10 protein-coding genes are annotated in these 13,673 nt (G+C 67.3%); 6 read left to right on the top strand and 4 right to left on the bottom strand.

Annotation, left to right across the window (positions count from 1 at the left end):
- Window positions 1-99 precede the first annotated feature (99 nt).
- Window positions 100-1,740, top strand: a complete 1,641-nt coding sequence (locus tag EXV95_RS16050; protein WP_176887597.1) for a long-chain-fatty-acid--CoA ligase — start codon at window positions 100-102, stop codon at window positions 1,738-1,740.
- Between the two features lie 67 nt (window positions 1,741-1,807).
- Window positions 1,808-3,067 carry a branched-chain amino acid ABC transporter substrate-binding protein gene (locus EXV95_RS16045; protein WP_176887596.1) on the top strand — a complete coding sequence of 420 codons (1,260 nt, stop codon included), beginning with the start codon at window positions 1,808-1,810 and terminating at the stop codon, window positions 3,065-3,067.
- 40 nt (window positions 3,068-3,107) lie between these two features.
- On the opposite strand, the gene EXV95_RS16040 is transcribed toward EXV95_RS16045, so the two are convergent.
- Entirely contained in the window at window positions 3,108-3,878 is a 771-nt protein-coding gene (locus tag EXV95_RS16040) for an SOS response-associated peptidase (RefSeq protein WP_176887595.1), read from the bottom strand.
- Between the two features lie 198 nt (window positions 3,879-4,076).
- Between EXV95_RS16040 and EXV95_RS16035 the strand changes: the two genes are divergently transcribed.
- Window positions 4,077-5,366 carry an acyl-CoA dehydrogenase family protein gene (locus tag EXV95_RS16035; RefSeq protein WP_176887594.1) on the top strand — a complete coding sequence of 430 codons (1,290 nt, stop codon included), beginning with the start codon at window positions 4,077-4,079 and terminating at the stop codon, window positions 5,364-5,366.
- A 27-nt stretch (window positions 5,367-5,393) separates the two neighbouring features.
- On the opposite strand, the gene EXV95_RS16030 is transcribed toward EXV95_RS16035, so the two are convergent.
- The 3 genes from EXV95_RS16030 to EXV95_RS16020 form a co-directional block, all read right to left on the bottom strand.
- Window positions 5,394-6,548: a diguanylate cyclase gene (locus EXV95_RS16030; RefSeq protein ID WP_255484759.1), complete on the bottom strand. Its 1,155-nt coding sequence runs from the start codon at window positions 6,546-6,548 to the stop codon at window positions 5,394-5,396.
- Window positions 6,549-6,880: 332 nt separating this feature from the next.
- Window positions 6,881-7,618, bottom strand: a complete 738-nt coding sequence (locus EXV95_RS16025) for a 16S rRNA (uracil(1498)-N(3))-methyltransferase (protein ID WP_055395812.1) — start codon at window positions 7,616-7,618, stop codon at window positions 6,881-6,883.
- A gap of 90 nt (window positions 7,619-7,708) precedes the next feature.
- A complete protein-coding gene (locus tag EXV95_RS16020) occupies window positions 7,709-8,851 on the bottom strand; it encodes an aminoglycoside phosphotransferase family protein (RefSeq protein ID WP_255484758.1) in 1,143 nt (380 codons plus the stop codon).
- A 164-nt stretch (window positions 8,852-9,015) separates the two neighbouring features.
- Between EXV95_RS16020 and EXV95_RS16015 the strand changes: the two genes are divergently transcribed.
- The 3 genes from EXV95_RS16015 to rsmA are packed head-to-tail and all read left to right on the top strand — an operon-like array spanning window position 9,016 to window position 13,640.
- Window positions 9,016-11,388, top strand: a complete 2,373-nt coding sequence (locus EXV95_RS16015; protein WP_176889072.1) for an LPS-assembly protein LptD — start codon at window positions 9,016-9,018, stop codon at window positions 11,386-11,388.
- 26 nt (window positions 11,389-11,414) lie between these two features.
- Window positions 11,415-12,830, top strand: a complete 1,416-nt coding sequence (locus EXV95_RS16010) for a peptidylprolyl isomerase (protein ID WP_176887593.1) — start codon at window positions 11,415-11,417, stop codon at window positions 12,828-12,830.
- 30 nt (window positions 12,831-12,860) lie between these two features.
- On the top strand, window positions 12,861-13,640 hold the full coding sequence (gene rsmA / locus EXV95_RS16005; protein WP_176887592.1) for a 16S rRNA (adenine(1518)-N(6)/adenine(1519)-N(6))-dimethyltransferase RsmA: 780 nt from the start codon (window positions 12,861-12,863) through the stop codon (window positions 13,638-13,640).
- Window positions 13,641-13,673: the final 33 nt, after the last annotated feature.

Below are 13,673 nucleotides of genomic sequence, written 5' to 3'. Positions count from 1 at the left end.
TGTTTGCGACGATGTGCCAGCCCCAGCACAGAGGGCTCTGCACCGGCACCGACAGATGCCGCGATGCAGCACAGCGCACATCCCTAGGAGACAACGGCAATGCAGCAGCAACAGCCCGGCAGCATGATGGACCGGCCATTACTGGTTTCGGCCATCCTCGAACATGGCGAGAACCAGTACGGCGATCAGCAGGTCGTCTCGCGCGACACCGATGGCAGCTTGCACCGCTACCGTTTCGCCGACATGGCCCGGCGCGCCCGGCAGCTGGCCAACGCGCTGCAGGCGCTGGGCCTGCGCCCCAGTAGTGTGGTGGGATCGCTGGCCTGGAACAACCACCGCCACCTGGAGGCGTACTACGCCGTGTCCGGCAGCGGCATGGTCATGCACACCTGCAACCCGCGCCTGCACCCCGAGCAGCTGGCCTACATCGTCAACCACGCCGAAGACGAGGTGGTGCTGTTTGACACCACCTTTGCACCGCTGGTGCGTGCCATTGCGGCGTCGTGCCCCCGCGTGCGGCACTGGGTGGCGCTGTGTGATGCCGAAATGCTTGGCACCATCGACCTGCAAGGGGTGCCCGGGGTCGAGGCCTACGAGACCCTGGTGGCCGGCCAGCATGACCGCTTTGTGTGGCCCGAATGTGATGAAAAGACCGGCGCGGCGCTGTGCTACACGTCGGGCACCACCGGCAACCCCAAGGGCGTGCTGTATTCGCACCGGGCACTGGCGCTCAGTGCCCTGTCGGCCTGCATGCCGGGCGTGCTGAGCATCAGCGCACGGGAGACCATCCTGCCCGTGGTGCCCATGTTCCACATCAACGCCTGGTGCCTGCCTTATGCGGCCCTGATCGGCGGCGCCAAGCTCGTGCTGCCCGGCCCGCGCCTGGACGCGGCCAGCCTGTACGAGCTGATGGAGACTGAGCGCGTCACCGTCAGCGCGGGCGTGCCGACGATCTGGATGGGCCTGATCCAGCATGTGGAGCAGCACCAGCTGCGCTTTAGCACCATGCGCCGCACGGGCGTGGGCGGATCGGCCATGCCCAAGGCGCTGATCGCCAAGTTCAACGACGTGTACGACGTGGAGGTGCGCCACGGCTGGGGCATGACTGAGACCACGGCCATCGCCACCATGAGCGTGCTGGGCGCTGCGGATGCCGAACTGCCGCCCGAGGACCGCCATGCACTGGTGGCCAAGCAGGGCAAGTCGGTGTTCGGCATTGAACTCAAGCTGGTCGACGAAAACGGCGCCAGCCTGCCGCGCGACGGCGTGGCGCAGGGCGAGTTGATGGTGCGCGGCCAGTGGATCGTGGACCGGTACCACAAGGCCGAGCGTTCGGCGTTGGTGGATGGCTGGTTCCCCACGGGCGACATCGCCACCATCAACCCGCAGGGCGTGGTGCAGATCCGCGACCGCACCAAGGACGTGATCAAGTCGGGTGGCGAATGGATCAGCTCCATCGACCTGGAGAACGCCGCTGTGGCGCATCCCGCGGTGGCCATGGCCGCTGTCATCGGCGTAAAGCACCCCCGATGGGACGAACGCCCGCTGCTCTTCATCGTGCGCAAGCCCGGCCAGTCGCTCGACAAGGCGCAGATCCTGGACTTCCTCGCAGAGCGCGTGGCCAAGTGGTGGCTGCCCGACGACGTGCTGTTTGTCGAGAGCCTGCCATTGGGCGGCACCGGCAAGGTCCAGAAAAGCGAGCTGCGGCAACGCCATGGCTCGGTGTTCGGCGGCGAGTGACGCAGCCACGCGTTGACGGCTTTCGGCTTTCCTTTCTTTCCCACTCACCCACCCCACGGAGACAGACATGAATTTGGTTCCCAGGAAATGGCCTCATCAATGGTTCAAGGCTGGCGCCTGCGCCGCAGCGCTGGTGATTGCGGCGCATGCCGGCGCGGCCGAGACGGTGAAGATCGGCTTCATCGACCTGCTGTCCGGCCCGTTTGCGCTCACCGGCCAAAGCTCGCTCAATCAGCTGCGCGAGGTGGTGGCGCAGGTCAATGCCAAGGCGGGGCCCAACGAGCCCAAGTTCGAGGTGATGGACTTCGACAACAAGGGCACGCCGCAGGAGAGCCTGAACGCACTCAAGGCTGCCACCGACCGGGGCGTGCGCTACATCACCCAAGGGGGCGGATCGGGGGTGGCTCTGGCGCTGGTGGACGGCCTCAACAAGCTCGCCGAGCGCGACCCGGAGCGCGCCACCGTGTACCTCAACTACGCCGCCATGGACCCGCAGCTCACCAACGAGCGCTGCAGCTTCTGGCACTTCCGCTTCTATCCATCAAGTGAGATGAAGATGGAGGCGCTGACCACCTACCTGCAAGGCCGCAAGGATGTGAAGCGCGTGTACCTGCTCAACCAGGACTACACCCACGGCCGCCAGGTCTCCAAGGCCGCCAAGGAATACCTGGCGCGCAAGCGGCCCGACATCGAGATCGTGGGCGACGACTTCATCCCCATCGCGCAGACGCGTGACTTTGCCCCCTATGTGGCAAAGATGGCCGCTGCCAAGGCCGACACGGTCATCACCTCCAACTGGGGCAGCGACCTGACGCTGCTGTTCAAGTCCTCGCGCGACTACGGCCTGAACATCAACTACTTCACCCTCAACGCCAACAACCCCGGCACGCCCGCGCAGATCGGCGCGTGGGGCGAAGGCAAGGTGGGCGTGGTGTGGAACTGGGTGCATAACGCCCCCACGCCCGAGCTGGAAAAGATCTACGTGGACTACAAGAAGAAGACCGGCGACGACTTTGTGTTTGCCGCGCACTGGAACAGCATGCACATGCTGCGCGAGGCCATGCGCAAAGCCGAGTCCACCGACGCCAAGAAGGTGGCCCTGGCCCTGGAAGGCATGACCTACAAGAGCCCCATGGGCGAGGTGCGCATGCGCAAGACCGACCACCAGCTCGAAGCACCGCTGTACCTGGGCATCTGGGCCAAGCAGGGCAGCAAGGGCGTGAAGTACGACGCGGAGAAGACCGGCTACGGCTTCCGCTCCGAAGTGGCCTGGGACAACTACATCAGCGCCCAGCCAACGTCCTGCCAGATGAAGCGGCCGTCCTGAGCGCCCCGGCGCGCCACCGTGCCGCTCACGCGGCGCGGAATCAGCCCAGCAGGCCCTTGGGCACCTTGTCCGCCTTTTTTTCCACCGGGTTGGCCAGCAGCCACTGGGCCGCGTACTGGCGCATGAACTCCTTGGCCTTGTCGGGCCGGGCCGTGAGCCACGCGTCGTAGGCGCCTTCGTTCAGGATGGCGGGCATGCTTTTTTCGCTGCCGGGCTGGCCGTAGCGGTGCAGCAGTGCGTGGTTGTTGGCGTTCACCGTGAGCAGGCAGTAGCTGATGATCACCTCGCCATCGGCCCCCTGCCAGCGCGCCCACAGGCCCGCCACGCCCATGGGCTTGCCGTCCACGCGCGCCACGCGGGTAGGCACGGCCTTGCCGCTGCGCAGGTCGTCTTCGTAAAACGCCACCATGGGCACGATGCAGCGCTGGCCATTCAGCCACGCGTCGCGGAACGCCGTGCCGGTGGAGGCGGTGTCGGACTTGGCATTGACCAGCTTGGGCGCGCGCAGCTTGGCATCGGATGCCGACTTGACCCAGTGCGGCACCAGGCCCCATTGCGCGGGCACGAGCACGCGTTCCGTGCTGGCGGCGGGTGCGTCTGTGGGCGTGTCTGCCGGGGGGCTGGGTTCGGCGTCGGCCGTCGCTTTGGCCACCGCTGGCTGGGCGATGGCGGCTGCCGTGGCCGCATGCACGATGAAGAAGCCGGGCTTGCGTGGCCACAGGTGGCGTTCACCCAGACCCTGCGGTGGCTCAACCGCAAAGGCCTCGCGGTAGGTGTCGGCGTGGGGCAGGGTTTCGTAATGGGTGCTCATGGGGCGATGGTAGCGTGTGGCGTTGAGGTTTCTTGCATGAAATAGGGCTATGGCGCCTGTTTGATAAGCGATAGCAGCTATAAAAACAGAAGCATCTGCAGGCCCGCTGTGTCATCCACCTGGCCCGGTCCTGACCTGTATCAAGCCCGTTGTCGCCTGCGTTGTGACGCGCGCTGGCGCTGTTTTCACAATGCCCTCATGGACTTCGCACCTTCCCCTCTGGCCCTTCAATGGCGTGATCGCCTGCTGGCGTTCATGGACCGGTATCTGCTGCCCTACAACCCTGCCTGGCATGCGGCCGTGCTGGCGGGCGACTACCCGCCGCCTTTTGTGGAGGACCTGAAGGCGCTCGCCCGCGAGGAAGGCCTGTGGAACCTGTTCCTGCCCACGCTGCAGGACGACGAGCCCGGCACGCGCCTGTGCAACCTCGACTACGCGCCGCTGGCCGAGGCCATGGGCCGCCTGCCCTGGGCGGCCGAGGTGTTCAACTGCCACGCGCCGGACACCGGCAACATCGAGCTGTTGCACCGCTTTGCCACACCCGCCCAGCGCGCCCGCTGGCTGGTGCCGCTGCTGCACGGCCAGATGCGTTCGGCCTTTGCGATGAGCGAGCCCGACGTGGCCTCGTCCGACCCTACCAACCTGCAGACCACGGTGCGGCGCGAGGGTGACCACCTGGTGCTCAGCGGTCGCAAGTGGTTCATCACCGGCGCGGCGCATCCGCACTGCCAGCTGCTCATCGTGCTGTGCCGCAATGCAGGTGACGACCAGACCGACAGCCACCATCGCCACAGCATGGTGCTGGTGCCCGTGGACGCGCCGGGTGTGCAGATCGTGCGCAACATCAGCGTGCTGCACCACCATGCGCCCGAGGGGCATTGCGAGATCCTGCTGCAGGGCGTGCGTGTGCCTGCGGACCACCTGCTGGGCGATTGGGGGGCCGGCTTTGCGATGGCCCAGGCGCGCCTGGGCCCCGGCCGTGTGCACCACTGCATGCGCACCATCGGCCAGTGCGAGCTGGCGCTCTCCCTGGCCACCGAGCGGGCGCTGGAGCGCACGGCGTTTGGCAAGCCGCTGGCCGAGCAGGCCAACGTGCAGGAGTGGCTGGCCGAGTCGCGCATCGAGATCGACCAGGCGCGCCTGCTGGTGCTGCATGCGGCCTGGCTGCTGGACCAGGGCGACGCGGCGGATGCGCGCACTGTGCGTGCCCAGGTTGCCGCCATCAAGGTGGTGGCCGCGCGCCTGCAGCAGCGCGTGGTGGACCGCGCCATGCAGATCTTTGGTGCCATGGGCCTGTCGCCCGACACGCCGCTGGCGGCGTTCTGGACCTGGGGCCGCGCGTTGCGGCTGATGGATGGGCCGGACGAGGTGCATCTGCGCACCGTGGCGCGGCACGAACTGCGTCAGGCGCGCGAGCAGCTCGGCACCTTGGCAGCCTACTTCACCACCCCGGAGCAGATGCGCGCGCCGCCACGGCTGAGTGCCTGAGCACCTGCACCAGCCAGGCAGCGGGAGTCAGGAGGACGCGGCCGAGGCCCGCGCGGCGCGCGGGCCGGAGGGCGCCACCACAACGCGGTTGCGTCCCAGCGACTTGGCGGTGTACAGCGCCTGGTCGGCGCGCTCCAGCGTCTGCTCCACCATGTCGCCGGGCAGGTGCAGTGCCAGGCCAGCCGATACCGTCATGCGCAGCACGCCGGCAGCGTGCGGAATCTCCATCGCAGCCACGGCCTGGCGCACGCGCTCCAGCAGGTCGCGGGCATCGTCCATCTGGGTGTCGGACAGCAGCAGCACAAACTCTTCGCCACCCCAGCGGGCCAGCACATCGGTGTCACGCACGCTGGCCCGCACGATGCCCGCAAAGGCCTGCAGCGCCCGGTCGCCCGTGGCGTGGCCATGGCTGTCGTTGACGCGCTTGAAGTGGTCAATGTCCAGCTGGGCCAGCAGCAGGGGGCGGCCGTTGCGCAGGTTGCGGCGGCGTTCCAGTTCCATCAGGTCCTGCATGGCGCGGCGGTTGGGCAGGGCGGTCAGCTCGTCGCGGGTGGCCAGATCGCGGTTGACGGCGAGCGCCTGGGCCAGCGCCTCGCGCTGCTCCTGCAGCCGCGCGCGGATGCGCTGGATGCGCAGGTTCAGCGCAATGCTGCCGCCCAGCACGATCAGCACCATGAGCGCATAGGCGGTATCCAGGTACCCAAACGGGCTGGCGTTAAAACGCGTGGTGGCCGCCACCGCACAGCCGAAGGCCAGCAGTGCGTACACGCCGATGCCGATCACCTCGGCCACGGTCAGGCCAAAGGTGCCAAAGAACAGGATCATGGCCAGCACGGCGGGCACCACGCCCCGCGCGTCGCCCGCCAGCACATAAGCCACGGCGCCGCTGGTGATGGTCCAGACCATCTGGGGCACGGTGAGTGAGGGGTCGCTGAGCCGGGCGGTCTCGCCCGAACGGATGAACGCGGTCATCACCACCAGCCCGCCGACCGAGATGGCGGCCCACCACTGCACGGCAACGGCGTTCACTGCGCTGCTCGCCGTTGCCACCATCAGCATGACGCCTGCACTGCTGGTCATGAGCACCAGCGCGAGCAAGGCCATGGCCACCAGCGTGCGCCGCCGACGGTCGGTGGAGAGAACCACGTCCCGAACGCGTTGCCAGCGGGAAGGTGTGCGCAAGGTGGGTGCTCCTGCCAGGGCGGTCGGGTGGCGTGTGGATGGGTGGGGCTGCGCTGCGGCGTGCAACGGGGCCTGGCCGTGCGCTTTTCATTCTAGGAGGGTCATCGCCCGGCGTACAGCCCTGCCCAGGCGCGGCCTGGGGTTTCGCCGAAGGACCCTGACCCCGTTAAGGATGTCCTGCATAACCCTCGCGAGTCGGTGGTAGTGCGGATCGGGATGGGGCGCAAGGCGTCTTTTGGCAGCCAATAGCAGGGCTATTGGCAAGAAAAGCAACGCAGCGAACCGCCCGAGGCCGCGCTATCACAGACCGCAGGGAGTTATGCAGGTCATCCTTAAAGAAGGGTGAGTGCCGCCAAGGCGGCCAGCGGTGCGGTCTCGGCGCGCAGCACACGGGGGCCCAGCGTGACCGGGGCAAAGCTGTGTTGCAGTGCCAGGTCTTCCTCGGTGCTGGAGAGCCCGCCTTCGGGGCCGGAGAGAAACACCACGGGCCCGGCCGGGCCCGCCGCCGTGTGCAGCGGCGCCGTGCCCGCGCGCAGCGACAGCAGCAGGCGCTGCACTGTGGTGGCCTGGGCCTGGGCGCGCACCCAGCCTGCCAGGTCCACGGCGTTGTGCACCACGGGCACGCGGTTGCGGCCGCACTGCTCGCAGGCGGCCACGGCCACGGCCTGCCAGTGGGCGATTTTTTTCTCGGCCCGCTCGCCTTTGAGCTTGAGCACGCTGCGCTCGGCCACCAGGGGCGTGATGCTCGCCACGCCCAGCTCGGTGGCTTTCTCCACCAGCCAGTCCATGCGTTCGTTGGCGGTGATACCGGCCAGCAGGTGCACGGCGCGCGGGGCTTCACGTTCGGTGGCATGGTGGGCGCCCACAACCACGCGCACATCGCTGCGGCCCATCTTCAGTACGGTGGCGTCGAATTCGCCGCCCGGGTCGCCCTCGGCTTGCCCGCCGTGGAACAGCGTGATGGTGTCGCCCGGCTGCAGGCGCAGCACCTGCACGTGGCGCGCAGCGCCGGGGGGCAAATCCAACTCGGCGCCGGTGGCCAGAAGGGTCGGGCAATGGAAACGGGGCATTTGCTACTTTATTTATAGCTGCTTGCGCTTGATAGATAAGCGCTAGAGCCTAATTTTATTCTGCTTTACTGCGTGCGCCCAGTCGCGCCGCTACATCCGGCCGTAGGCAAAGCCCACCACCGGCTCGGTACCTTCGATCTGGTCGAGCATCTTGAGCAGCGGCCCCAGCTGCCGGTAGCGGTTGGCCGTGGCGCGGATGTAGGCCATGAAACGCGGCGCATCGGCCAGGTACTTGGGCTTGCCGTCGCGCAGGGTCAGGCGCGCAAAGATGCCCGCGACCTTGAGGTGGCGCTGCAGGCCCATCCATTCCACCGCACGGTAGAACTCGCCGAAGTCATCGCCCCAGCCGCTGGCGCTGCGGGCCCCCAGCAGTCCAGCCTTGCGCGCCTTCTCCCAGTAACGCACCGTAATGTCGATGACAAATTCCTCTTCCCAGCTGATGAACGCATCGCGCAGCAGGCTGGCAATGTCGTAGGTGATAGGGCCGTAGACGGCGTCCTGGAAGTCCAGAACGCCGAGGGGCGCGCCTTGTTCGACAGGGGCCATCAGGTTTCTGGTCATGAAGTCGCGGTGAACAAAGACGCTGGGCGCCGCGAGGTTGTGCGCCACGATGGCATCAAAGGCGCCTTGCAGCGTGGCCCGCTGGTTATCGTCCAATGTCACGCCACGGTGTTTTGCCAGATACCAGTCCGGGTACAGCGCCAACTCGCGGCGCAGCAGCGCCTCGTCATAGGACGGCAGCACGCCCGGCTGGGAGGCTTTTTGCCAGTCCAGCAGCACATCGGTGGCCTGCTGGTACCAGGCGTAGGCGTCCTGGGGCTTTTCGGGGTTCAGCAGCTCGATCAGCGTCTGATGGCCTAGGTCGGACAGCAGCATGAAGCCGCCGGGCTCGTCCCAGGCCAGGATTTGCGGCACGTTCAGGCCCGCAGCGGCCATCAGGCCCTGCACCTGCACGAAGGGCTTGCAGTTTTCCTTGTCCGGCGGCGCATCCATCACGATGCGGCTGCTGCCCATGGCGCTGTCGATGCGCAGGTAGCGCCGAAAGCTCGCGTCCGCCGAGGCGGGGCGCAGCGTGGCGGGCAGTAGCTGGTGCGGGCCCACCAGGGGCGCCAGCCAGGCCTCGAAGGCTGTCTGGCGGGCCGCATCGGGCCAGGCCACGGTGGAAGTTGCGGGGGTTGCCACGGTCGTGCCCAGGGGCGGGCAGGCGGGAGAAGGGGAAGATGGGTGGCTCATGGATAATCCGATTTTACAAACCCGCTCCCCCCAGACTCTGAGGTGGGCGGGTTCCTCCTTCTTTGATCCGCCCCTGCCCACCGCCCCACGTGCCACGCTGCAAGCCCCCCACCGTGCAGACATCCTCCCTCCGGCCCCGGTCCGCCAAGGCGAAGCCCGAGCGGCTGCGCGCTCCCGTACCCCGGGCCCTGGCTTATGGCGTGGCGCTGGCCTGGTGCGGTCTGCCGCTCTCCGTGCTGGCGCAGGCGCCTGACGCCGCCCCCCCTGCCAGCGCCTGGGATGCACCCCCTGCGCTTCGCACCTCGCCCCTGCTTCAGGAAAAGATTCCCGAGGCGGTCCGGCCCCAGCTCCCCGTTTTTGTGACGGGGGACCGGATCAGCGGCCAGACCGACCTGAACGCCGTCATCGAAGGCAATGCCGAATTGCGCCGGGGCGACACCGTGATCCGTGCCGACCGCCTGGACTACAACGTGCCCGAAGACCTGGCCAAGGCCAACGGCAAGGTGCGCATCAACCGCGCGGGCAACGTGTACGAAGGCACGGCGCTGGAGCTGCGGGTGGATGCCTTTGAGGGTTTCTTCAGCGACGCCCGCTACCAATTTTTGGCCACGCAGGCGCACGGCGACGCCACGCGCGTGGATTTCATCGACCGCGACCGTGCCGTGGTGCACAACGCCACCTACACCACCTGCGAGCGCGGCAATGAAGAAAGCTGGCAGCCCGACTGGGTGCTGCGCGCCGCCACCATTCGCATCGACAACGAGGAAGAGGTCGGCACCGCCGAAGACGCGGTGCTGGAGTTCAAGGGCGTCTCTGTGCTGCCCATTCCGTACATCACCTTCCCGCTGTCGGACAAGCGCAAGTCCGGCCTGCTGCCGCCCACCATCGGGCTGGACAGCCGCGACGGGGTGGCGTACATCCAGCCCTACTACTGGAACATCGCACCCAACCGCGACGCCACGCTGCGCGCGGCACTCATGACCAAGCGCGGCGCCAACCTGGGGGGCGAGTTCCGCTACCTGGAGCCCACTTACACCGGCCAGATCAGTGCCGATGTGATGCCCACCGACCGCCTGCGCGACCGCATGCGCTGGAGCTTTTCGGGCCAGCACCAGGGCGCCTTTGACACGCCGATGGGCGGGCTGGGGCTCAATCTGAACGTCAACCGCGTGAGCGACGACAACTACTGGCGCGACTTTGGCCGGGCTTCTGACCTGCTGCGCCAGCGCCTGCTGCCGGGCGACGCCACGCTGTCGTGGGCGCGCAATGACATGTCCGCCAGCGTGCGCACCCTCAAGTGGCAGACCTTGCAGGACGTGACCTCGCCCATCGTGCCGCCGTATGACCGGCTGCCCCAGTTGCAGTGGCGCTATGCACCGTCGCAGCTGGGTGGCGGGCTCGATGCCAGCGTGGAGCTGGACACCACCCGCTTCCAGGCCGCCCGCGAGCTGACAGGCCAGCCCAATGCCAACCGCAGCTATGCGATGGCGCAGATCAGTCGGCCGTTTCTGGCGCCCGGTGGCTTCGTGACCCCGCGCCTGCAACTGCACGCCACGCAGTACCAGTTTGACTCGGCGCTGTCCAACGGGCAGCGTTCAGCCAACCGCACCCTGCCCACCTTCAGCCTGGACAGCGGGCTGGTGTTCGAACGCGATGCCGCCTACTTTGGCCGCGGCTTTTTGCAGACGCTGGAGCCGCGCGCGTTCTACACCTACACGCCTTACCGTGACCAGAGCATGCTGCCCGTGTACGACACGGCGGCCAATGATTTCAACTTCGCCACCATCTACACCGAGAACGCTTTCGGGGGTAACGACCGGCTGGCCGACAACAACCTGCTCACCTTGGGCGTGACCACCCGGCTGCTGGACCCGAACACGGGCGCCGAGGCCGCACGCTTTGGCATTGCCCAGCGGCTGCGGTTCTCGGACCAGAAGGTCACCTTGCCCGGCGGTACCCCCGTGAGCGAGCGCCTGTCGGACCTGTTGTTGGGCGCGGGTATCAGCTGGACGCCCCAGTGGGGCTTTGACTCCACCGTGCAGTACAACCCCAAGACGGGGCGCTCCATCCGCTCGACCATCGGCGCGCGCTACAGCCCCGGCAATTACCGCACCGTGAGCGCGGCCTACCGCCTGCAGCGTGGCACCAGCGAGCAGATCGACATCGGCTGGCAGTGGCCGCTGAACGACCTGTGGGGCGACAAGGGCAAAGACCTGGGCGCAGGCCGTGGCCAGGGCGGCGGGCGCTGGTACAGCGTAGGCCGCCTGAACTACAGCCTGCAGGACCGCAAGCTGGTGGACACCGTGGTCGGCCTGGAGTACGACAGCTGCTGCTGGATTGGCCGTGTGGTGCTGGAGCGCCTGCAAAGCAGCGTGACCACCTCCAACACCCGCCTGCTGTTCCAGATCGAGTTCGTCGGCTTCTCGCGCCTGAGCCTGGGCTCCAGCCCCCTGGACACCTTCAAGCAGAATGTGCCGCGTTACCAGAACCTGCGCGAGCAGGTCACAACGCCCAGCCGTTTCAGCAACTACGACTAACGCCCAACGCTCCTACGCTTAACGCCATGAATCACCGTGTCATTGCACTGGCCATTGCCACCCTGGCTTCCCTGCTCTCCCAGGGCGCCCTGGCCCAAGGGCTGCGCCCTTCCGGCGCACCGTCGGGCAAAGGGCTGACGGCGCGCCCGGCGGCCGCACCATCGACCACGCTGCCTGCAGAAACGGCGAGTGGTAGCAGCAGCTCGGCACCCCGGCAGGCGGATTTCATTGTCGCCGTGGTCAATTCCGAGCCCGTGACCAACAACGAGGTCCGCGCGCGCCTGGCCCGCGCCGAAGCCCAGCTGGCCCAGCAAGGGGGTGCCATGCCGCCCCGGGAGCTGCTGGCGCGCGAGGTGCTGGAGCGCATCATCCTGGAGCGCGCACAGCTGCAGCAAGCCAAGGAATCGGGCCTCAAGGTGGATGACTACGCCGTGTCGCAGGCCGAGCAGGGCGTGGCCCGCCAGAACAACATGTCGGTCGATGACCTCTACCGCCGCCTGGCGCGGGACGGCATGGGCAAGGAGCGCTTCCGCGAGGAATTGCGCAACCAGTTGCTGCTGCAGCGCCTGCGCGAGCGCGAGGTGGAGGCGCGCGTGAAAGTCACCGACCTGGACATCGACCAGTACCTGCGCGAGCAGCAAAAGGGCAACGACGTCGCTTCGATGGAGATCAACCTGGGCCATGTGCTGGTGCTGGTGCCCGAGAACGCGAGCCCCGTGCAGGTGGCCGAGCGCCAGGCACGCGCCCAGCGCGCGGCCGACAAGGTGCGCGCGGGGGAAGACTTTGCGGCCGTGGCCCGCGAGTTTTCGGATGCACCCGAGGGACAGCGCGCGGGCGGCCAACTGGGCATGCGCCCGGCCGACCGGTATCCCGAGCTGTTTGTGAACTCCACGCTGGGTCTGCCCGTGGGCAGCATCGTCGGACCCGTGCGCTCGCCAGCGGGCTTCCACGTGCTCAAGGTGATCGAGCGAGTCACGGCTGGTGTGCCCACCACGGTGGTGCAAAACCATGCCCGCCACATCCTGCTGCGCACGGGGCCGCAACTTTCCGAAAGCGCCGCCGCCGCTCGCCTGGCCGACTACCGCCGCCGTGTGCAGATGGGGCAGGCCGATTTTGCGGCGCTGGCCCGCGAGCACTCGCAGGACGGTAGCTCCAAGGAAGGTGGCGACTTGGGCTGGGCCACCCCCGGCCGCTATGTGCCCGAGTTCGAGCAGGCCCTGAACGCCCTCAAGCCCGGCGACATCAGCGAACCCGTGGTTTCGCGTTTCGGCGTGCACCTGATCCAGCTGCTGGAGCGCCGCGAGGCCAAGCTCACCCAGCGCGAGCAGCGCGACATGGCGCGCGACACCGTGCGCGAGAAGAAACTGGACGAGGCCTACGCCACCTGGGCGCAGGAGCTGCGCGGACGCGCGTATGTCGAATACCGCGACCCACCGCAGTGACCGATCGATGATCAGACAGGTAAGCACGCGTTGAAACACATCCCCCGCAAGCGCTTCGGGCAGCATTTTCTGTCCGACAAGGGCATCATCGAAGATATCGTGCAGGCCATTGCACCCCAGCCGGGCCAGCCCATGGTTGAGATCGGGCCGGGCCTCGCGGCGCTGACCCAGCCCCTGGTCGAGCGCTTGGGGCGCCTCACGGTCATCGAGCTGGACCGCGATCTGGCCTTGCGCCTGCGTCTGCACGGCCAGCTGGAAGTGATCGAGTCCGACGTGCTCAAGGTGGACTTCACCGCGCTGGCACTGGCCATGCGCGAGAAAGCCGCGTTGCCCGACCTCAAGCTGCGCGTGGTGGGCAACCTGCCCTACAACATCTCCACGCCCATCCTGTTTCACCTGCTGGACCATGTGCAGGTGATTGAAGACCAGCACTTCATGCTGCAAAAGGAAGTAATCGACCGCATGGTGGCCAAGCCCGCCACCAGCGACTATGGGCGCCTGTCAGTCATGCTGCAGTGGCGCTACGCCATGGAAAACGTGCTGTTCGTGCCGCCTGAGAGCTTTGACCCACCCCCACGCGTGGACAGCGCCGTGGTCCGCATGGTGCCGCACGCAGAGCCTGCGCGTTTGTCGGTGCCCCTGCTGGAAGAACTGGTGCAGGTCGCCTTCAGCCAGCGCCGCAAGCTGCTGCGCCACACCCTGGGCCGCTGGCTCGAAGCGCGCCAGTTCGCCGGCACCTTCGACACCCAGCGCCGCGCCGAGGAAGTGCCTGTGGCCGAGTTTGTGGCACTGGCGCAGGCGTGCTCATAAATCAATAGCTGCCAGCGCTTGCCGGATAAGCGC

This window comes from Acidovorax sp. JMULE5 (assembly GCF_013376875.1).
Classification (GTDB): Bacteria; Pseudomonadota; Gammaproteobacteria; order Burkholderiales; family Burkholderiaceae_C; genus Acidovorax; species Acidovorax facilis.
Note: the sequence above shows the minus strand (reverse complement) of the source record. Positions and strands in the feature narration are given on the sequence as shown.